The sequence below is a fragment of the Streptomyces chiangmaiensis genome, assembly GCF_036281785.1.
Taxonomy (GTDB): Bacteria; Actinomycetota; Actinomycetes; order Streptomycetales; family Streptomycetaceae; genus Streptomyces; species Streptomyces chiangmaiensis.
In genome coordinates, this window is sequence record NZ_JAYWVC010000002.1 from 48,010 (window position 1) to 68,190 (window position 20,181).

Here is a 20,181-nt window from a genome sequence, read left to right on the forward strand (position 1 = left end):
CTGCGGGTCGACCGAAAGCCGTTGTCTACTGAACGCCCGGGCCCCACCCGGATCACACCATGCCGACCGACCGGAACGTTGCCCTCGCCGTGGCGCGGGCGCTGAGCCTGGCTCCCAGTGGTGGTGCGCCGGTGCGGCACACCATCCCTGACCCAGCGGCGCTCCGGCGACTGCGCGGAGGTTCTCCGGTCGGACGTCCGGTGGTGGACCCGGCCGAACCTACCGGCCCCCTGCGCCTCGCTGTCAACAGCCGTTTGACCTGTGGTTATTCCACCAACGCCCAGGTCAGAGCGGAGGATGCGCAGGTCGCGCCGCAGGGCCGTGGCGCGTGATCGACGGTGCGCCACCCCGGGAGATCACTCGCCCGGCCGCACGAACACCGTCCGGCCGCCCACCACGGTGCGCAGGCAGACCGGGAGGTCGGTGCCCGGGGACAGATCGGGCAGGCCAGGGGTGCCGGAGCGGGGGTCCGTGGACCAGCGGGCGACCCGGTCGTCGGGCGCCTGGACGATCAGCTCGTCCGTGCGCCACACCGCGTAGTCCGCGGGTGCGCCCGGTACCAGCACCCCGGCGTCGTCCCGTCCGATCGCCCGCCAGCCGCCACGCGTGTGTGCGGTGAACGCGGCACGCACGGAGACCCGGTGCTCAGGGGTGCGGTGGAAGGCCGCGGCACGCACCGTGCCCCACGGATCCAGCGGGGTGACGGGGCTGTCGGAGCCGAAGGCGAGCGGGACGCCGCTGCGCAGCAGCGCCGCAAAGGGATTCAGAGTGTGGGCCCGCTCGACGCCGAGCCGCTGCGCGTACATGCCGTCGTCGCCGCCCCACAGCGCATCGAAGGCCGGCTGGACGGAGGCGGTCAGGCCGAGTTCGGCGAACGCCGCGACGGTCTCGGGGGTGAGCATCTCGGCGTGCTCGACCCGGTGGCGGGCGGCTCGAATGCGGGCGAGACCGACCTGCTCTGCGGCGGCGCGCATGCCCTCGACCACGGCGACGACGGCGGCGTCGCCGATGGCGTGGAACCCCGCCTGGAGCCCCGACTCGGTGCACGCGACGACATGGGCGGCGACGGCCGCGGCGTCCAGGTACGCGGTACCGGTGTGGGCGGCGTCCGCGTAGGGCTCGTGCAGGCAGGCCGTGTGCGAGCCGATGGAACCGTCGACGAACAGGTCGCCGGCCGCGCCGACGGCGCCCAGCCGCCGTGCCGTGTCCACGTTCTGTTGCGCCCAGTAGCCGACCACCCGGGGCCCGGGTTCCTGTGCGGCGAGACCCAGCAGCCCGGTGAAGTCGTCCTCGGAGGAGATCTCCGGGCCGGCGCACTCGTGGACCGAACCGATGCCGAGGGAGGCGGCGTGCGCGAGAGCGGCTCGATGGGCCTCGGTGCGCTGGGCCGTGGTGACCGCCGCGTAGGCGGCGGCGCGCAGGACATGGTGGGCGTCCCGCGCGAGCGGTTCCCCGTCGATGAAGCCGGCCTTGCCGCGCACGCCCGGCGCCAGATCCAGCAGGGCCGTGGTGACGACGGCCGAGTGGACGTCGATGCGGCTGAGATACAGGGGACGGCCACCGGTGGCCTCGTCCAGTTCGTCCCGCCGGGGAGCCCGGCGCTCGGGCCAGCGGGCCGCGTCCCAGCCGTGGCCGAGGAGGATGCGGTCGTCCGGCCTGGCGGCGGCGAAGTCACGGACGAGGGTGAGGGCGGCCGCCAGAGAGGGCGCCCCGGACAGGTCGAGGCCGGTGAGCGCGAGGCCCGTGGCGGTGGTGTGCACATGGGCGTCGGTGAACGCCGGGGTGACGAGCGCACCATCCAGGTCGACGACCTCGTCCACGCCGTCCGCGAAGGCGTCCGCGGCCCCCTCGGAGCCCACCCAGGCGACCTGCCCGCGCTCGACGACCATGGCGGTCGCGAAGGGGTCGGCGGGGCTGTGGACTTCTCCTCGGCGCAACAGGACGGTCTGCTGCGAGGCGCTGCGCTCGTTCATGGGGAACAGTCTCGCGCCTCGCCCCGGTCGCCCTGCACCCAGGTGGGTCAGACGCGGGGCGGCCGTGCCTCGTACGGCGTGGACAGGACGACCGTGGTGCGCGTCGACACTCCCGCGAGCGTCCGCAGGCGCGCCAGCAGTTCCTCCAGCTCGTGGGGCGTGGCCACGCGGACCTTGAGGATGTAGCTCTCTTCGCCCGCGACGCTGTGGCAGGCCTCGATCTCCGGGACTCCGGCGAGACGCTCGGCGATGTCGTCGGGGGCGCTGGGGTCGAACGGCTTCACCGAGATGAAGGCGGTCATCGGCAGCCCGATCGCCTCCGGGTCGACGACCGCGGCGTACCCGCGGATGACACCGCGCTGCTCCAGCCGGCGGACCCGCTGGTGCACGGCCGACGTGGACAGGCCCGTGGCCTTGCCCAGGTCGGTGTAGCTCATCCGCCCGTCCTTGACGAGCAGCTGCACGATCTGTCGGTCCAGCTCCTCCATGGCGCTAGAACCTACAGTGCGCCCGATGCCGCGGATACCTCAGCGGTGCAGGTCATGGCCGGTTTGTGATGTTGCCGAGAACGGCATGCGCCCCGTCCGCGGGGCGGGAATCCCCGTGCTCGGTGCCCGCGGGCGACATGTGACGAACGCCACAGTGCGTGAACCGGCTTCGTGATGTCCTCGTGATTACCGCCGTGACGGGACGGGAAGTGCTTGCTGTGGTCGAGGCCACAGTGCCGTACCGGCCCAGTCCGAGGGGGAGAATCCCATGCACAGTCTGAAGCGCCCTGGTCGTACCGCGTCCAAGCGGCAGCAGCCGGTCGTCGAGCCCGAGCCGGAGGGCGTCGAATCCGCCGACGACGAGTTCGACGCGTACGACACCTTCGAGATGTACCGGGTCGTCTGCCCGGACTGCGCGCAGCCCATCGCGCTCCTGGCGGACGAGGAGTTCCTGCCCGAGCACGCGCTGTGCGCCTCGCCCTGGAACCCGTTCGGCCTCACCGTCTGCCGGGGCACGGGCCGCGCGGCGTCGGACGGTCGCCCCGCGGACGAGTCCGCTGCGCCCCAGGAGCAGGACGCGGCACTGCTGTTGACACTCCCTCAGGGACTCGACTGGCGTATGCAGCCGTTCTCGCATGTCGGCGGCCCGGGCTCGCGCCCGATGCGGATGGCGGCGCTGCGGCACCAGGCCGCCTGATCCACACTCTTCACCCGGCTGCGGCCGCCGGGTGGCGGTGACCGCCCCGCACCATGTCACGCGGGCCGCCCGGTGCAGGATCAGCCGACCGGGTCGGCCGCCTCACCCGAGTGCGGAGGGCACGGGCGGCGCACAGCGACCACCGGGCGCACACCGTGCGGTACGCCGGGTGTGCCGCCGGGAGGTGTGTCCGAGACAGGTCACCCGGTGGGACGCGACCCGCCCCGTACGGGCCATCAGCGAACTCACTCTCGATTAGCGGGGCAGGTGACCTCGGCGCGGGCCCCGGCGTTTTCCTTGTATGACCCCCACGCATTCGGCGGCCGGGCGTCTGCGACGGGTGTTCGTTCCGGCACCCATAGGAGCGCCTCCGCCGCCGCAGCCCCAGGATCCGCCCATCTACCGTGCGCTGATGCGGACCTGGGCCGACGGCGGACGTACGCTCCCTGGGCGCCACGACCCGGAATGGGTGCGGCTCGCGACGCCCCCGGGCGGCGTCAGGCGGCTCGCGGCGGGCCAGGAGTCGTTCAGCGCGACTCGGGACCAGCGAGGTGACGGGCGATGACCATGCGCTGGATCTGATTCGTCCCCTCGACGATCTGCAGGGCCTTGGCCTCGCGCATGTACCGCTCGGCCGGGAAGTCGGCCGTGTAGCCGTACCCGCCGAGCACCTGGACGGCGTCGGTGGTGACCTTCATCGCGGTGTCGGTGCAGTGCAGTTTGGCCATGGCCGCCTGCTTGGCGAACGGTCGGCCCGCGTCACGCAGCCGCGCCGCCGACAGATACAGCGCCCGGCCGGCCTCGATCTGCGTCGCCATGTCGGCGAGCATGAAGCGCAGCCCCTCGAAGTCCGAGATCGGGCGTCCGAACTGCCGGCGCCCGGAGGCGTACGCGACTGCCTCGTCGAGGGCCGCCTGGGCCAGCCCGATGGCGCAGGCGGCGATGCCGAGCCGCCCGGAGTCGAGCGCGGCCAGGGCGATCGCGAAGCCCTGCCCCTCCTCGCCGATGCGCCGGGCGTCGGACACGCGCACCCCGTCGAAGTGGACCTGCGCCGTGGGCGAGCCCTTCATGCCCATCTTCCTCTCGGGCACCGCAGCGCTCAGACCGGCGGCATCGCCGGGGACCAGGAAGGCGGTGATCCCGCGGGGGCCCTCCTCGCCGGTGCGCGTCATCACGGTGTAGAAGTCGGCGATCCCGCCATGGGTGATCCACGACTTCGTCCCCGTGATCTGCCACTCTCCCCCGCGCTCGTCCCGAACCGCCCTGGTCCGCAGGGACGCCGCATCCGAACCGGACGTCGCCTCGGACAGGCAGTACGCGCCCAGCAGACCGCCGCCGAGCATCGCGGGCAGGTACTCGCCCTGCTGCTGCTTGGTGCCGTATTGGGCGAGGGCGTGGCAGGCCAGGGTGTGGACGCTGACCCCGAGGCCGACGGTGAGGCGGGCCGCGGCGAGTTCCTCGAGGACCTGGAGGTACACCTCGTACGGCTGGTCACCGCCGCCGTACTCGGAGCCGTAGGGCAGGCCGAGCAGCCCGGATTCGGAGAGCAGCCGGAAGACCTCGCGCGGGAAGTGTCCTGCGTCCTCCTCCGCGGCCGCCTTCGGGGCGATCTCGTGCTGCGCGATGTCGCGGACGAGCGAGATCAGGTCCCGGGCCTCGTCCGTGGGCAATTGACGGTCCACCGGCTGCGGGGCGCGGTCGGGCATGGCGACGCTCTCCTCCCTGTCGGGCACATCGGCGAGAGGTGCGCCTTGGGTGGGGCGACTCCGCCGGGTCTCACTGGGCCTCGCCGATGCTCGTCGCTCCGGGTCTCGGCAGCTGCTGACCAGCGGCTGTGGCGCTGTGAGTATGCCCGATCGGAGGCACGGAGTCACCGGTTAACGATCGCTTACTCAAAGAATAGCGCAAGTCCTGAAATTGGTCCAAACCATTGACCTACTGGTCTAGGCCTCCTACTGTTCGGCCCATTGCTTTACCGCGCCCACGCCGATCGGCACGGGTTCGGTCAGCGCGCGTTCCCCTCTCCCCCACGAGGAGACACGATGCTCACACTCCACCGCTCGAGCGCCCGCTTCCGGGCGCTCGTGTCCGCCGCCTGTTGCGCCGTCCTCGGCGCCGGGCTGCTCGCCGGCGCTGGCACCGCGACCGCCACCGCGGCACGGCCGGCCGCGGCCGGCTCCAAGGTCGTCGGTTACTTCACCGAATGGGGCACGTACGACCGCTCGTACTTCGTCAGGAACATCGAGACGTCCGGCTCCGCCACGAGGCTCACCCACATCAACTACGCCTTCGGCAACGTCACGGGCGGCAAGTGTGCGATGGGCGACTCCTACGCCGCCACCGACCGCGCCTACAACGCGGCCGAGTCGGTGGACGGCGTCGCCGACACCTGGGACCAGCCGTTGCGCGGCAACTTCAACCAGCTGCTGAAGCTGAAGAAGCAGCACCCGAAGCTCAAGATCCTCTGGTCGTTCGGCGGCTGGACCTGGTCGAGCGGTTTCGGCGAGGCCGCCGAGAACCCGGCCGCGTTCGCACAGTCCTGCTACGACCTGGTGAAGAACTCCAAGTGGGCGGGCCTCTTCGACGGCATCGACATCGACTGGGAGTATCCGAACGCCTGTGGCAACACCTGTGACACCAGCGGACGGGAGGCGTTCAAGAACCTGATGGCGGCACTGCGGTCGAAGTTCGGCTCCGGTGCCCTCGTCACCGCGGCCATCACGGCCGACGCCACGAGCGGCGGGAAGATCGACGCGGCGGACTACGCGGGCGCGGCGCAGTACGTCGACTGGTACAACCCGATGACCTACGACTACTTCGGCGCCTGGGACGCCTCCGGCCCGACCGCCCCCCACTCGCCGCTGAACTCCTATTCCGGCATCCCGAAGGCGAACTACCACACCTCGGCGACCATCGCGAAGCTCACGGGTCTCGGCATACCGGCCTCGAAGCTGCTGCTCGGCATCGGCTTCTACGGCCGCGGCTGGACCGGGGTCACCCAGGCGGCGCCGGGCGGCACGGCCACGGGCCCGGCGGCGGGCACATACGAGCAGGGCATCGACGACTACAAGGTGCTCAGGACCAAGTGCCCCGCGACCGGCGCCGTCGGCGGCACCGCGTACGCCAAGTGCGGGAACAACTGGTGGAGTTACGACACCCCGTCGACCATCGCGACGAAGATGGCCTACAAGAAACAGCAGGGCCTCGCAGGCACCTTCTTCTGGGAGCTGAGCGGTGACACCGCGAACGGGGAGCTGATCAAGGCCATCGGCTGACCGGCCGAAGGGCACCGGGGTGGGAGCCGCGACGGCTCCTGCCCCATGGTGCGGTCAGGTGTCGCGGCGGGCCGGCGGCGGCGCCGCATACGCAGGTTCGAGCTCCTCGATGGCGCGAAGGGTACCGCCGAGCGTCTTCACCAGCAGTTTGCGCATGGAGTCGCGGGGCAGCTCCGGGCGGGCGATCCAGTCCAGCGTCGCGCCCTCCACGCTGCACACCCAGGCGAAGAGCCCCATGCGTGCCAGCGGGGCGATGTCACGCCGGCCGTACGCCCCCTCGGCGATCGTGGCCACGATCGCCTCGCGCACTCCGTCCCGGATGGCGTGCACCTGGGCGTCGAAACCCACGCCGCCGCTGACGATCGTGCGATAGGCGGCCTGATGCTGCTCGGCGTACCGCAGATAGCGGTCGACGGTGCGGTGCACACGGTCCACCGCCGGGAGTTCCAGGCCGCCTGCCGCGGAGGTGACGAGGTCGGCCACCGCATCCTCGACAATGGCGAGGTAATAGCCGCGCTTCGATTTGAAGTAGTAATAAATCAGCCCTTTGGCCACATGGGCATGGCGCGCGATATCGTCCATCGACAACGCGTCGTACGACGTGTCGGCGAACAACTTCCGCCCGATGGCGATGAGTTCGGCGCGGCGCGCCAGCGAGCGATCGGTGGCGCGCACCCGGGGGCGTACGGCACCTCGCTGTTGACTGATATTCAATTTCGGCCATGCCTCCGAATACCGGCGGAACATCTGCAGTATTGCAGAACGACCCCAGGCCGCGTTCGGCTCTGATCGATAAGGTGGGACGCCGTTCGGAAAGTGCGGGCCGATACCGAAAACCCTGGCCGCTCAGGTCACAGCAGACCGAGCTGCGTGACGAGCATCGCGAGGACCGCCACGAGGACCCAGCCCACGACATGTTCGACGATCTTCGGTCCGTCGTCCTTCGGGCCGCCCGTGCGGGCGCGGAGTCGGGCGGTGGTGGCTGAGGTGGCGGTCATGGCATCTCGCTCGTCTAGGGCTGTGCGGTGGACTCCCCCCACCGATGTGTCCACCTTGCCACCGGAATGCACCGGTGCGACGGAGATCTCGGTCACACGCAGGGACCCCCGGTTTCCCGGGGGCCCCTGGATCATGGCCGGGTCCGCGTGATGTCAGCGGACGCCCACCGCCGCCAGCGCCGTGCGCTGGCGCACGGTGAGACGGGCGGGGAAGTACAGGTAGCAGACGCCGCCCGTGCCGGAGACGACCTTGCCGGTGGCGTTGTACCGCTTGGTCCGCAGCCAGATGTTCTCCCATTCGCGCCGCTTGTAGACGCGGCGCACCGCCGCGTCGCTCGGCGAGGCCGGATCGTTGGCGATCACGTCACCGTCGGCGGTGAACCCGATCACGGTCATCAGATGACCGGAGGTGCCGTAGCCCGCCCCCGTCAGCTCCTCCTTGAGGAACGACTGCGACGTTATGGCCGGGATGCCCGCCGCGATCAGCGTCTCCAGGTCCTTGAGCGAGGACAGCCGGGTGACCACACCCTGGAGGTCCTGGAACGTCGCCGCGTAGGCCGCGTTGAAGGGCCAGTTGCCACAGCCCTGGTACTGGTGGTCGTAGGTGAACCGGGCGGCGTGGCAGATTTGCGGGTCGGTGTAGGACGGGTCGACCCAGGACAACTGCTCGGGGGTGAGCTTCCGGCCCCAGTACTCGATGATCATCTGCGAGGAGGTGGGGCTGCACCAGGCCTCACCGCCGTTGTCGTACTCCGGGTACTGCCCCTTGTGGATCTCCTGCGAGTACCGCGGGACGCTCAGCTCCTTGGCGAGACCGGGCGTCGAGGCCGCGACGGTGAAGCGGTCGGGGACGGCCGAGCCCATGGCGCCGAGCCGCCACACCACAGGGGTGAGCTGGGTGCCCGGCGTGCGGTAGAGCGTCAGGCGCAGCTGATACGCCGCCAGACGCAGGCCCGACGCGGCGTCCGCGATGGCGAAGGTGTCGGTCCAGATGTCGCTCTTGCCGTCGGACTGGTCGTCGACGGAGGTCCGCCGGATGTCCTGGTCACCGGCCGCCCAGCGGCCCATCACGTACCAGGGGGTGTCCGTGCCGTCGGAGTAGGTGCCCTTCAGCTCGACCTGGAGCCAGGTGCCGGCCGGGGTGTGCGCGTTCCACGAGGCGATGGCCTCGGTGGACGGGACCGACAGAACGTGCACCGGGGAGGTCCAGGTGGCGTACTCCCACGAGGTGGTCGTCCCCGTGTGCGGGTCGGTGTAGTCGGTGCGGCCGGCGGGAGCGGAGATCACGACGCCGGGGCGAAGGCCCGGGACGGCGCGGACCCCCTGCGCGGAGCCGGTCCGCCACTCCGCGTACGAGGTCCAGGCACGGTTGTCCACAAGGCTCGGGGAGGCTTTCGTCGGCTCGCCGACCGGGGCGGCCGCGGCCGCAGGGCCCGCGGTGGCGGTCGCGGCGGCCGCGGCGACCGCCGCGGTGAGGATGGCTCTGCGGGACGGCTCTGACGCTCTCGTCATCGGTGGGTGACCCCCAGTTGTCCGGAAGCAGCGATTCAGGCGCACGGTGTGGGCCAACTATGGCCGCCATCCGGGGACTTCTGCCAGCACTTCGACCAGGGACGCGCCTACCAATATTGGACTGGACCACTGGCATGACCTGGGGTGCCGTGGCTCCGGCCGGCACGATCACCGTGACCGCGACCCGCCGCCCGACCGGGTGACGTGCCGAGGGACGAGCCGTCGACCGGGGCAATGCCGGAGTCGCGGCACCCTTCGGACGAGGCCCATGGCCGCGACCTCGTCCGGCCTGCCGAAGCCGACCGGCCCCCAACCGGGCAGCACCAGGGCGAGCGGGCAGGCGACCGCGAGCCGGACCGCTCTCACCGGCGTACGGGGACGGAACGAGACGATGCCCGGCTCCCGCTGGTGACAGCTCCTGTACCAGGACCAGGCGGCCCGATGCCGTGGGGTGAGTCTTCCGGCGGAGAAGTACAGCGCTCCGCTCGCCGGGCGGGCGGACACCACCTCCGTCATCGCGGCACCGGGAAGGAGGTGAGCGGGTCAGGCCGGTCCCGGCAGGTGCAGACCGCAGACGCGACGGGCGCGTGAGAGCTGCTCCTGTGGAGCGCCTCACCCCCGGGATCCACTTCCGCCCGCCCGGGCCGAGGCTCATGAGGCCCGCCTAGAATGTTCCGCCGAAATATGTCCATGCCTCCTCGCTCCAGGGAATCGACATTCAAACCGTCGCGTCGCGCCTGCGCCGGCTGCCCCCGTCCTGCGGCCCCGTCCGCCTCATCGGCGTCGACGGGCATGCGGGCTCCGGGAAGTCCACGTTCGCCGCGGAGTTGGCGGCCGTGCTCGGCGGCGCCCCCGTGCTGCGCCTCGACGACATCGCCACACACGAGGAACTCTTCGCCTGGACGGAACGGCTGCTGCGCGAGGTGATCGACCCGCTCGGCCGCGGCGAGACGGCGCACTATCGCCCTTACGACTGGCGCGCTCGGCGCTTCGGCCCGGCCCGGACCCTCCCGCCCGCTCCCCTGATCCTGATCGAAGGTGTCGGTGCCGGCCGCCGGGCCCTGCGCCCCCATCTGGCGCGGCTGCTGTGGATGGAGCTGCCGCGCGAGGAGGCCTGGGCGCGGGGACGGGCCCGGGACGGCGAGGAGCAGAAGGCGTTCTGGACGGGATGGGTCGAGGCTGAGCAACGGCACTTCACGGAGGACCCGTCGCGCCCGTTCGCCGATCTTCTGGTGTGCCAGAGAAATGAGGGGTATGGGGTGCTTCCGGGACCCCAGAGGGGGGATGGTCCGGACCAGTCCCTCACCGACAGTGACGAACCATCGGCAGTGTGCTGAACTCGTGAAGACCCTTGCGGGAGAACTTTCTTGAGTGCTCCAGGTCGGCTTGACCCGGGAGCCGTACAGGACTTACGTTCTCAATGTGCGGCTTTCGCAGCCGCCGGCCAGACGCGAAGCCCCCGGTTGTTCCCCCGTGATCGGGGGCTTCGTTCTGCCCTGAACACCTTCGCCCGGGCGCTGGGAGACGTGATTCGCTCACCCTCGGTCACCACACGTCGTGTGCCCCGTCTGCTCCCACCTCGCCGAACGGCCCGTGCGGCACCCTTCGGTACGCCACTCCCCCGCAGGTACGATGCCTTTCGGTGCGGCCATCGGACACTGCTCTGCGCACCGTTGCAACTCCGGTCAGCGGCACAGCGGTTCGAGCAATGCGGCCGGCGGGCACAGGCCCGGCGGTGAACCAACGGGGGCACGGTTTGTGGGGGACGTGATGGACTTCGGCTCGCGGGGCCCCGAGGCCCCGGCCGACCTCGCCTGGCTGCGAGGTGTCGACGCCTACACGATGGGCGCCTATCCCCAGGCGGAGGAGGAGTTCCGCGCTGCGGTCCGCCTGGATGCCGGGATGGCCGACGGCTGGCTCGGGTTGCACGCGCTGCGCGTCGACACGACGACCGCGCTGCTGCGCATGTTCCGCCACCGGGACCGCTTCGGGGAGCAGCGGACCCGGCATCGGCGCACGCTCAACTCCTGGTACTGGCTTGGCTGGTGGGTGCAACCGGTGCTGGAGAACCCGCGCGACCTGCTGCTCGCGCACGCCTCGCACTGGCTGGACGGCCGCCATGTCCCGGAGCTGGACCGGGCCCTCGCCGGGCTGCCGCCCGTCGACACCGACCCTCAGGTCCGCTTCCTGCACGCCTGCCGTGCCTACCTGGTCAAGGACTGGGAGCAGTTGGTCCGGCACACCGATCCGCTGATCGACGACCCCATGCTCGGCATCGAGGCCGGCCTGTTCGGGGGGATGGCCCGGGTCCGCCTGGAGACGTTCGGACAGGCCGAACCGCTGCTCTCCGCCGCCCTGATGCGCTGCCGCAGCGAGCAGCCGCAGCGCAAGGAGCTGCGGTACTGGCTGGCCCGTGCCCACGAGGGCACGGGTCGTTCCGCCGCCGCTCTGCCTCTGTACCGGGCGGTGCACCGGGTGGACCCGGCTTTCATGGACACCTCCGCGCGCCTCGCGGCGATCGCCGAGGGAGACGGCTACGACGAGTCGGCCGATCTGACCGCGATGGCGTTCGCCGGCGGCGGCGACGTGCTGGACGGGCCGGACGGTCTCGATCCGCTGTTCGGCGCCGAGGGCCGGGACGTGAAGCTGTCGGACCCCGAACCGCCGCCCGGAGCGCTCCCGGCCCAGAGCGACCTCGTGCGCGAGAAGGCCAACGTGCCGTCACCGCCGCTGCCGACCGGACCGACGGATCCGGCCCTGCTGGAGGAGGCACTCGCCGAGCTGGAGCGCATGGTCGGTCTCGAGCCGGTGAAGCGGCAGGTCAAGGCGCTGTCTGCGCAACTGAACATGGCCCGGCTGCGGGCCGGGCAGGGCTTGCCCGTACAGCCGCCCAAACGGCACTTCGTCTTCTCCGGTCCCTCGGGCACGGGCAAGACGACGGTGGCGCGGATCCTGGGCCGGGTCTTCTACGCCCTCGGCCTGCTCGGCGGCGATCATCTTGTCGAGGCGCAGCGGGCCGACCTGGTCGGCGAGTATCTGGGCCAGACCGCCGTGAAGGCGAACGAGCTGATCGACTCGGCGATCGGCGGCGTGCTGTTCGTGGACGAGGCGTACTCGCTGTCCAACTCTGGCTACGGCAAGGGCGATGCGTACGGGGACGAGGCGCTGCAGGTGCTGCTGAAGCGGGCGGAGGACAACCGCGACCACCTGGTGGTGATCCTCGCCGGCTACCCCGAGGGCATGGACCGTCTGCTGGCCGCCAACCCCGGCCTGTCCTCCCGCTTCACGACCCGCGTCGACTTCCCCTCGTACCGCCCGCTGGAACTCACCGCGATCGGTGAGGTCCTGGCCGCCGAGAACGGCGACGTATGGGACGAGGAGGCCTTGGAGGAGCTCCGCTCGATCGCCGGTCACGTGGTGGACCAGGGCTGGATCGACGAGCTCGGCAACGGCCGGTTCCTGCGAACGCTGTACGAGAAGAGCTGTGCGTACCGGGATCTGCGGCTGACGGGGTACCCGGGGACTCCGTCCCGGGAGGACCTGTCGACTCTGAGGCTGCCGGATCTCATGCAGGCGTACGGGGAGGTGCTGTCGGGCCGAGGACCGCAGGATCCCCCGGGATTGTGAGGAGCGCCACACGGCTCGGTCGGTCCGGCGACCGGTGATTACCGGTTCAGGTGCCCCTGCGGAGGGCTGGGGAGACGCGGACCCGCGCCCCGGTCGGGGCGCGGGTGAACCGCGATCAGCTGGGTACCGCCTCCCGCTGCTCAGGTTCCGCCATCCGCGGCTGAGGCGGAGCCTCGCGGTGCGCCGGGTCCCTGACCTCGCCCACCAGCAGCTCCAGTACGTCCTCCAGGGCGACCAGGCCCAGCACCCGGCCGGAGCCGTCGGCCACCTGGGCCAGATGGGTGGCGGCCCGGCGCATCACCGTCAGCGCGTCGTCCAGCGGCAGTTCCGCGGCGAGCGTGGTCATCGGGCGCCACAACTGCTGCGGCACCGCCCGCTCGGACTCCTCCAGATCGAGGACGTCCTTCACGTGCAGGTACCCCATGACGGCGCCGTTGGCCGCGACGACGGGGAAACGCGAGTAGCCCGTGCGCGCGGTGAGGGCCACCACCTCCCCGGGGGTGACCGTAGGTTCCACGGTGACCAAGGACACCGGGTCCAGGAGCACGTCCGTCACCGGGCGCGACCCCAGCTCCAGGGCGTCCTCCAGCCGCTCCTGCTCCTCGGGGTCGAGCAGGCCCGCCTGACCCGAATCCTCCACCAGCTGGTTGAGCTGCTCACTGGTGAAGACCGAGTCGACCTCATCCTTCGGGTCCACCCGGAACAGCTTGAGGATCAGCTTGGCGCAGGCGCTCAGCGCGATCGTCACCGGACGGCACAGCCGGGCGAAGGCCACCAGGCCCGGGCTCAGCCACAGCGCGGCTTTCTCCGGTGCCGCCATCGCCAGGTTCTTCGGCACCATTTCGCCGATCACCAGGTGAAAGAAGACGACGGCTGCGAGCGCGACCACATAGCCGAGCGGGTGCACCATCCCGTCGGGGATGTGCGCCGCTTCGAACAGCGGCTCGAGCAGATGCGCCACCGTCGGTTCGGCGACGGCGCCCAGCGTCAGCGAGCACACGGTGATGCCGAACTGGGCCGCGGCCATCATCTGCGGCAGCCGCTCGAGTCCGTACAGCACCTGCCGGGCCCGTGCGATCCCGAGCGGCTCGATCTGGCTGCGCCGCACGGACACGAGCGCGAACTCGGCGCCGACGAAGAACCCGTTCGCCAGGACCAGCAGCGCGGCGAAGACGAGTTGCAGCACGCTCATCGCACCGCCTCCGCGGCCGGCACGGGGGTGTCCGTCAGCTTCACGAGCCTGACCCGCTCCGCGCGGTAGTGCCCCACCTGGCGCACCGTGAGCCGCCAGCCCGGCAGCTCGGCCCGGTCACCGGGGGCGGGGATCCGGCCGAGAAGGTCGGCGACGAGTCCCGCCACCGTCTCGTACGGCCCCTCCGGCACATCGATGCCTATGCGCTGCAGAATGTCGACCCGGCAGCTGCCGTCGGCATCCCACGCCGGGCGCCCGTCCTCGGACGGCGCGACGGCGAGTTCGGGCAGGTCCAGCCCGTCGTGCTCGTCCCGCACCTCGCCGACGAGCTCCTCGACGATGTCCTCCAGCGTGACGACGCCCGCCGTTCCGCCGTACTCGTCGACGACGACGGCGATGGGCTGCTCGCTGCGCAGCCGGTCGAGGAGGGGCTGCACGGGCAGCGTCTCCGGAACGAGCAGCGGCGCTTGGGCGATCCGGGTGACGGGGGTGTGCAGCCGATCGCGCGAGGGCACCGCGAGGGCGTCCTTCAGGTGCACCATGCCGACTATCTCGTCGATCTTCTCCCGGTAGACGGGGAAGCGCGACAGTCCGGTGGCACGGGTCAGATTGACCACGTCCTCCGCGGTTGCGGACGACTGCAGCGCGCTCACCTTCACCCGTGGGGTCATCACGTGCTGGGCGGTCAGCTCGCCCAAAGACAGCGTTCGTACGAACAGGTCCGCCGTGTCCTGTTCCAGCGCTCCGGCCTGCGCCGAATGCCGGGCCAGGGAGACGAGCTCATCGGGGGTGCGGGCGGAGGCCAGCGCCTCGGCGGGCTCGACACCCAGGGCGCGCACCAGCCGGTTGGCGACCGCGTTGAGGGCCGCGATCACCGGCCGGAACAGCCGTGAGAAGAGGTGCTGCGGGCCGGCGACGAAGCGCGCGACCTGGAGCGGCCGGGACACGGCCCAGTTCTTGGGGACGAGTTCGCCGATCACCATCTGTGCGGCCGAGGCCAGCAACATGCCCACGACCACGGCGACGCCGGAAACGGCGCCCTCGGGGATGCCGAGCATGGCGAACGGGCCGTGCAGCAGGTCCGCCAGCGCAGGCTCGGCGAGCATGCCGACGACGAGCGAGGTGATGGTGATGCCGAGCTGGGTGCCGGAGAGCTGGAAGGACAGCTCGCTGAGCGACTCGACGACCGTGCGGGCCCGTCGGTCGCCCTCGGCGGCGGCCTTCTCGGCGTCGGGCCGCTCGACCGTCACGAGCCCGAACTCGGCCGCGACGAAGAATCCGTTGGCCAGGATCAGCACGAACGCCGCCCCCAGGAGCAGCAGGGGGATGGTCATGATGCCGCCACCTCCGCGTTCACGCGGACACGGTCCGCGCTATGTCGGCAGGGGGCGGCGCAGGTACTACAGGACGATCCGTCCATCGCCGGAGGGAGTCACTCCTCGGGTAGCAGGAGCCCCTGAGCACCGGGCGGAACCTCAGGGGCGGAGGCGCCTCGGGGGCGCCTCTGTCACCAGATTAGTCAAGACTCCGGCTTGTGCGGCAGGGCGGACGGCTCCGAGTCAGCTGTGATGTCGCCCGGGGTCGACCGCGGAGCGGGCCTCGGCGAGCGCCCGGAGCGTACGCGCGTCCTCGATCGCGCGCTCTTTGGCGATGCCCGGCTGGATGCCGAGAGCGGGCAGACTCGTGCCGTCGCTCAGGTTGAGGAACACCCACGGGTCCCCCGGACGCAGATTCACCTGCACGATCTCCGCCCAGTGCAGATGACGGCGGCTGGCGATGTTGACGACGGTGACCCCGGACTCGTCCGCGACGACCTTGGGCCGGGCGAGCAGCAGCAGGACTCCGAAGAGGACGGCCGCCGTCAGGATGAAGCTGAGGCGCTCCCCGGGGCTGAGCTGCTCCAGGAGCATCGCCACCACGGTGATGACCACGAAGATCGCCACACCGGCGCTCAGCAGCACGGCCCGGGTGCGCCCCGGCCGGAAGGTCACGGGAAGGGTAGGCAGGTCCGGCATCGTCGTACGGTCCCTCAGAGGCGGCAGGCGTGGATGGCCGTGGTCAGGATGGCACGGGCCCCGATGGCGTAGAGGTCGTCCATGATCCGCTGCGCCTCCTTGGCCGGGACCATCGCCCGAACGGCGACCCAGCCTTCGTTGTGCAGCGGCGACACGGTCGGGGACTCCAGGCCCGGAGTGAGCGCGACCGCCTTGTCGAGCTGCTCGACGCGGCAGTCGTAGTCCATCATCACGTACGTCCGGGCCACCAGGACGCCCTGGAGGCGGCGCAGGAACTGCTGGACCTTGGGCTCCTCGGCGTCGGCGCCGGTCCGGCGGACGACGATCGCCTCGGACTTCATGATCGGCTCACCGATGACCTCGAGACCGGCGTTGCGCAGCGAGGTGCCGGTCTCGACCACGTCGGCGATGACCTCGGCGACGCCGAGCTCGATGGCGGTCTCGACGGCGCCGTCCAGGTGGACGACGGCGGCGTCGACGCCCTTGTCGGCAAGGTGCTTGGCGACGATGCCCTCGTAGGAGGTGGCGACCGTCCTGCCCACGAGGTCCTCGACGCCGCCGGCGGTGCCGGGCTTGGTGGCGAATCGGAAGGTGGAGCGGGCGAAGCCCAGCGGCAGGATCTCCTCGGCGTTGGCGCCGGAGTCGATGAGCAGGTCCCGGCCGGTGATGCCGATGTCGAGACGGCCGGAGGACACATAGATCGCGATGTCGCGGGGGCGGAGGTAGAAGAACTCCACCTCGTTCTCCGGGTCGACGATCCTGAGCTCCTTCGACTCCCTGCGCTGTTGATAACCGGCCTCATGCAGCATCTCCGCCGCAGGGCCGGACAGTGAACCCTTGTTGGGGACGGCGATGCGCAGCATGAGGTCGGTTTCCTTCGTTCGTGCGTGGGGTGTGCAGATGTTCGGTTTACGGCTCAGAGATGGGCGTAGACGTCGTCCAGGGAGATCCCGCGCGCCACCATCATCACCTGGACGTGGTACAGGAGCTGGGAGATCTCCTCGGCGGCCGCCTCCTTGCCCTCGTACTCGGCGGCCATCCAGACCTCCGCGGCCTCCTCGACGACCTTCTTGCCGATGGCGTGGACGCCCTTGCCGACCAACTCTGCGGTGCGGGAGGTGGCGGGATCGCCATGGACGGCCTTGTGCTGGAGCTCGGTGAAGAGCTCCTCGAACGTCTTCTTGGACATGGTGGTCCTTACCCTACGCGCTCCGGGCGGTATCTCAGTGCCAGGGCTCGGACACCGAGCGGAGTGTGCAGGCCGTGGCCACCGCCGCCGTCACCGCCTCGTGTCCCTTGTCCTCGTTGGAGCCCTCCAGGCCGGCGCGATCCAGGGCCTGCTCCTCGGTGTCACAGGTGAGGACACCGAAGCCGACGGGGACGCCGGTCTCGACGGAGACCTGGGTCAGGCCCTGGGTGACTCCCTGGCACACGTAGTCGAAGTGTGGGGTGCCACCGCGGATGACCACCCCGAGGGCGACGATGGCGTCGTAGCCGCGGCCCGCGAGGACCTTGGCGGAGACCGGGAGCTCGAAACTGCCGGGTACCCGCAGCAGGGTCGGCTCGTCGATCCCCAACTCGTGGAGGGCGCGCATTGCGCCGTCCACCAGTCCGTCCATCACCTTGTCGTGCCATTGTGCCGCGATGACGGCGACCCGCAGATCGCTCGCGTTGCGTACGGACAGTTCCGGTGCACCCTTGCCGCTCACGTCTCTCCTCAGTGCTCTCTTACTGGTTGCCGCAGGCGGACACGGCGGTCGCGTCCAGCCAGGGCAGGTCGTGCCCCATCCGGTCCCGCTTGGTGCGCAGGTAACGGAGGTTGTGCTCGCCCGCCTGTACGGGCATCGGCTCGCGCCGGGTGACTTCGAGGCCGTGCCGGAGCAGAGCCTCGGTCTTGTCGGGGTTGTTCGTCATCAGACGCACGCTGCGCACGCCGAGGTCCGCCAGGATCCGGGCGCCGGCGGCGTAGTCGCGGGCGTCCGCGGGCAGACCCAGCTCCAGGTTGGCGTCCAGGGTGTCGCGACCGCGCTCCTGGAGTTCGTACGCGCGCAGCTTGGACATCAGCCCGATACCGCGCCCTTCGTGGCCGCGCAGATAGACCACCACTCCCCTGCCTTCCGCCTGGACGCGCTCCAGGGAGGCCTCCAGCTGGGGGCCGCAGTCGCAGCGTAGGGAGTGGAAGACGTCTCCGGTGAGGCATTCGGAGTGAACGCGGACCAGAACGTCCTCGCCGTCGCCGATCTCGCCGTGGACGAGGGCGATGTGCTCGACACCGTCCACGGTGGACCGGTATCCGTACGCGGTGAACTCGCCGAAGGCGGTGGGAAGGCGCACCTCGGCCTCGCGGCGGACGGCGGGCTCGGACGGGGGCGCGACCTGTTCGCCGGGCTTCCCCGTCTCGAGCGGAGCCGAGAGCTTGGGGGAGCGCCGGTAGGCGACCAGGTCCTCGATGGAGATGATCGTCAGACCGTGCTTGCGGGCGAACGGAATGAGTTCCGGCAGCCGGAGCATGTGGCCGTCCTCGCCGGCGATCTCCACGATCGCGCCGGCCGGCCGCAGCCCGGCGAGCCGGGCGAGGTCGACGGCCGCCTCGGTGTGGCCGTTGCGGACGAGCACACCGCCGGGCCTGGCCCGCAGCGGGAAGATGTGGCCCGGGCGGACGAAGTCGCCGGGGCCCGCCTCTCCCCCGGCCAGCAGACGCAGCGTGGTGGCCCGGTCGGACGCGGAGATACCGGTGGTCACGCCGTGGGCCCCGCTCGCGTCGACGGACACGGTGAACGCGGTGCGCATCGACTCGGTGTTGTGGTCGACCATCTGCGGGAGTTCGAGGCGGTCGAGTTCGTCGCCCTCCATGGGCGCGCAGATCAGACCGCGGCACTCGCTCATCATGAAGGCGACGATCTCCGGAGTGACCTTCTCGGCGGCGATGACCAGGTCGCCCTCGTTCTCCCGGTCCTCGTCGTCGACGACCACGACCGGCCGGCCGGCCGCGATGTCGGCGATGGCCCGCTCGACCGGGTCGAGCGCGAAGTCCTCGATGTTGTCCGTGCTGTACAGGACCGGTGCGGTGCTCATGCCGCGGCTCCTTCCAGGACGGGCTGCCCTGCCCTGCGGGAGCGCAGCCACCAGTCGCGCATGCCCCACAGGACGAGCGCGCCGTAGATGACGTAGACGAATCCGGAGAATGCGAAGCCGTTGGCGAAGTTCAGCGGGACGCCGACGGCGTCCACGAGGAGCCAGGCGAACCAGAACTCGACCATGCCGCGCGCCTGGGCGTACATGGCGACGATCGTGCCGACGAAGATGTACGCGTCCGGCCACGGGTCCCACGACAACGACGGGTAGGCGGTGAACAGGCTCGCCATCGCGAGCGTGCCCACGGCCGCGGCGCCGAGCAGGGTCACCCGCTCGCGCCAGGTGGCGAACCGCACGGCGACATGGCCGTCGTCCCCCTGTCTCTTGCCGCGGTTCCACTGCCACCAGCCGTAGACGGCGACGACCATGACGACGACCTGCTTGCCGGCGCTGCCGGAGAGGTGGGCCGTGGCGAACGCGGCGAAGAGGATGAGGCCGGACAGGAACTGCACCGGCCAGCTCCATATGGAGCGTCGCCAGCCGAAGGCGAGGGCGATCAGACCGATCACATTGCCGATCATGTCCGACCACTTGATGTGCTGGCCGAAGACGGGGAACGCCTCCGAGTTGAGCCAGTTCACTCGGGGGCCCCCTGACCGGCCAGCAAGCGCTCGACGTACTTGGCGATGATGTCGACCTCGAGGTTGACCGGGTCGCCGGGCTGCTTGGTGCCGAGCGTGGTCAGGCCCAGGGTCGTCGGGATGAGGCTGACGGAGAAGCGGTCGGCGCCCGCCTCGACGACGGTGAGGCTGATGCCGTCCACGGTGATCGAGCCCTTCTCGACCACATAGCGGGCGAGGTCCCCCGGGAGCGAGATGGTGACGAGCTCCCAGTTCTCGGAGGGCTTGCGCTCCAGGACCGTGCCGGTGCCGTCGACATGACCCTGCACGATGTGCCCGCCGAGACGCGCGCCGACGGCGGTGGGGCGCTCGAGGTTGACGCGGGAACCGACCGTGAGGGCCCCGAGGCTGGAGCGGTTCAGGGTCTCCGCCATGACGTCGGCGGTGAACTCGTCGCCCTCGTGCTTCACGACCGTGAGACACACGCCGTTGACGGCGATGGAGTCACCGTGCTGAGCGCCTTCGGTGACGACGGGTCCGCGGAGCCGGAATCGGGAGGAATCGCCGAGTTTCTCGACGGCGGTGACCTCACCCAGCTCTTCGACGATTCCGGTGAACACTTCCCGGGTCCTCCTGCCACGATCGGGCACGGACTCCGGGGACTGTCGAGAACGACAGCAGACCGCGGACGAGGACACTGGGACGACGC

The 20,181-nt window shown here is 70.6% G+C and carries 20 protein-coding genes; 5 read left to right on the forward strand and 15 right to left on the reverse strand.

Features of this window, described 5'->3' with window-relative positions:
- Positions 1 to 356: 356 nt before the first annotated feature.
- Complete coding sequence (locus VXC91_RS01030) at positions 357 to 1,973, reverse strand: amidohydrolase (protein ID WP_329504388.1); 1,617 nt, start codon at positions 1,971 to 1,973, stop codon at positions 357 to 359.
- A gap of 47 nt (positions 1,974 to 2,020) precedes the next feature.
- Entirely contained in the window at positions 2,021 to 2,461 is a 441-nt protein-coding gene (locus VXC91_RS01035) for an Lrp/AsnC family transcriptional regulator (RefSeq protein ID WP_329504390.1), read from the reverse strand.
- A gap of 268 nt (positions 2,462 to 2,729) precedes the next feature.
- Here VXC91_RS01035 and VXC91_RS01040 point away from each other — a divergent pair, with 268 nt between their 5' ends.
- Both VXC91_RS01040 and VXC91_RS01045 read left to right on the forward strand, forming a co-directional pair.
- A complete protein-coding gene (locus VXC91_RS01040) occupies positions 2,730 to 3,158 on the forward strand; it encodes a hypothetical protein (protein ID WP_329504392.1) in 429 nt (142 codons plus the stop codon).
- A 301-nt stretch (positions 3,159 to 3,459) separates the two neighbouring features.
- Complete coding sequence (locus tag VXC91_RS01045) at positions 3,460 to 3,723, forward strand: hypothetical protein (protein ID WP_329504394.1); 264 nt, start codon at positions 3,460 to 3,462, stop codon at positions 3,721 to 3,723.
- Here VXC91_RS01045 and VXC91_RS01050 read toward each other — a convergent pair.
- The gene (locus VXC91_RS01050) at positions 3,686 to 4,864 is read right to left on the reverse strand and encodes an acyl-CoA dehydrogenase family protein (protein WP_329504395.1); all 1,179 of its coding nucleotides are present in this window, start codon (positions 4,862 to 4,864) and stop codon (positions 3,686 to 3,688) included. The genes VXC91_RS01045 and VXC91_RS01050 overlap by 38 nt on opposite strands.
- Positions 4,865 to 5,200: 336 nt before the next feature.
- Here VXC91_RS01050 and VXC91_RS01055 point away from each other — a divergent pair, with 336 nt between their 5' ends.
- Positions 5,201 to 6,433: a glycoside hydrolase family 18 protein gene (locus tag VXC91_RS01055; protein WP_329504396.1), complete on the forward strand. Its 1,233-nt coding sequence runs from the start codon at positions 5,201 to 5,203 to the stop codon at positions 6,431 to 6,433.
- A gap of 54 nt (positions 6,434 to 6,487) precedes the next feature.
- On the opposite strand, the gene VXC91_RS01060 is transcribed toward VXC91_RS01055, so the two are convergent.
- The 3 genes from VXC91_RS01060 to VXC91_RS01070 form a co-directional block, all read right to left on the reverse strand.
- Positions 6,488 to 7,147, reverse strand: a complete 660-nt coding sequence (locus VXC91_RS01060; protein WP_329504513.1) for a TetR/AcrR family transcriptional regulator — start codon at positions 7,145 to 7,147, stop codon at positions 6,488 to 6,490.
- A 137-nt stretch (positions 7,148 to 7,284) separates the two neighbouring features.
- Positions 7,285 to 7,431 carry an SCO1431 family membrane protein gene (locus tag VXC91_RS01065; protein ID WP_329504397.1) on the reverse strand — a complete coding sequence of 49 codons (147 nt, stop codon included), beginning with the start codon at positions 7,429 to 7,431 and terminating at the stop codon, positions 7,285 to 7,287.
- Positions 7,432 to 7,584: 153 nt separating this feature from the next.
- Complete coding sequence (locus tag VXC91_RS01070) at positions 7,585 to 8,943, reverse strand: peptidase C39 family protein (RefSeq protein ID WP_329504398.1); 1,359 nt, start codon at positions 8,941 to 8,943, stop codon at positions 7,585 to 7,587.
- A 716-nt stretch (positions 8,944 to 9,659) separates the two neighbouring features.
- On the opposite strand from VXC91_RS01070, the gene VXC91_RS01075 reads away from it, so the two are divergent.
- Together VXC91_RS01075 and VXC91_RS01080 are read left to right on the forward strand one after the other, a co-directional pair.
- Positions 9,660 to 10,280 carry a uridine kinase family protein gene (locus VXC91_RS01075; RefSeq protein WP_329504514.1) on the forward strand — a complete coding sequence of 207 codons (621 nt, stop codon included), beginning with the start codon at positions 9,660 to 9,662 and terminating at the stop codon, positions 10,278 to 10,280.
- Positions 10,281 to 10,713: 433 nt separating this feature from the next.
- Positions 10,714 to 12,570 carry an AAA family ATPase gene (locus VXC91_RS01080; RefSeq protein ID WP_329504400.1) on the forward strand — a complete coding sequence of 619 codons (1,857 nt, stop codon included), beginning with the start codon at positions 10,714 to 10,716 and terminating at the stop codon, positions 12,568 to 12,570.
- 115 nt (positions 12,571 to 12,685) lie between these two features.
- On the opposite strand, the gene VXC91_RS01085 is transcribed toward VXC91_RS01080, so the two are convergent.
- From VXC91_RS01085 to VXC91_RS01125, 9 genes are all read right to left on the reverse strand, one after another.
- Positions 12,686 to 13,762: a hemolysin family protein gene (locus VXC91_RS01085; RefSeq protein ID WP_329504402.1), complete on the reverse strand. Its 1,077-nt coding sequence runs from the start codon at positions 13,760 to 13,762 to the stop codon at positions 12,686 to 12,688.
- Complete coding sequence (locus tag VXC91_RS01090; RefSeq protein WP_329504403.1) at positions 13,759 to 15,096, reverse strand: hemolysin family protein; 1,338 nt, start codon at positions 15,094 to 15,096, stop codon at positions 13,759 to 13,761. The genes VXC91_RS01085 and VXC91_RS01090 overlap by 4 nt, the downstream gene beginning before the upstream one ends.
- Positions 15,097 to 15,321: 225 nt before the next feature.
- Complete coding sequence (locus VXC91_RS01095; protein ID WP_329504404.1) at positions 15,322 to 15,777, reverse strand: PH domain-containing protein; 456 nt, start codon at positions 15,775 to 15,777, stop codon at positions 15,322 to 15,324.
- A gap of 14 nt (positions 15,778 to 15,791) precedes the next feature.
- Positions 15,792 to 16,640, reverse strand: a complete 849-nt coding sequence (hisG, locus tag VXC91_RS01100) for an ATP phosphoribosyltransferase (protein ID WP_329504405.1) — start codon at positions 16,638 to 16,640, stop codon at positions 15,792 to 15,794.
- Positions 16,641 to 16,693: 53 nt separating this feature from the next.
- Positions 16,694 to 16,966, reverse strand: a complete 273-nt coding sequence (locus VXC91_RS01105) for a phosphoribosyl-ATP diphosphatase (RefSeq protein ID WP_132853542.1) — start codon at positions 16,964 to 16,966, stop codon at positions 16,694 to 16,696.
- A 34-nt stretch (positions 16,967 to 17,000) separates the two neighbouring features.
- Positions 17,001 to 17,486 (reverse strand): 6,7-dimethyl-8-ribityllumazine synthase, encoded by a 486-nt coding sequence (ribH, locus tag VXC91_RS01110; protein WP_329504406.1) that lies wholly within the window; start codon positions 17,484 to 17,486, stop codon positions 17,001 to 17,003.
- Between the two features lie 19 nt (positions 17,487 to 17,505).
- Positions 17,506 to 18,852 carry a bifunctional 3,4-dihydroxy-2-butanone-4-phosphate synthase/GTP cyclohydrolase II gene (locus VXC91_RS01115; protein WP_329504407.1) on the reverse strand — a complete coding sequence of 449 codons (1,347 nt, stop codon included), beginning with the start codon at positions 18,850 to 18,852 and terminating at the stop codon, positions 17,506 to 17,508.
- Positions 18,849 to 19,493: a nicotinamide riboside transporter PnuC gene (gene pnuC / locus VXC91_RS01120; protein ID WP_329504409.1), complete on the reverse strand. Its 645-nt coding sequence runs from the start codon at positions 19,491 to 19,493 to the stop codon at positions 18,849 to 18,851. The genes VXC91_RS01115 and pnuC overlap by 4 nt, the downstream gene beginning before the upstream one ends.
- Positions 19,490 to 20,092, reverse strand: coding sequence for a riboflavin synthase (locus VXC91_RS01125; RefSeq protein ID WP_329504411.1), 603 nt, complete (start codon positions 20,090 to 20,092; stop codon positions 19,490 to 19,492). Before VXC91_RS01125 ends, pnuC begins: the two co-directional genes overlap by 4 nt.
- Positions 20,093 to 20,181: the final 89 nt, after the last annotated feature.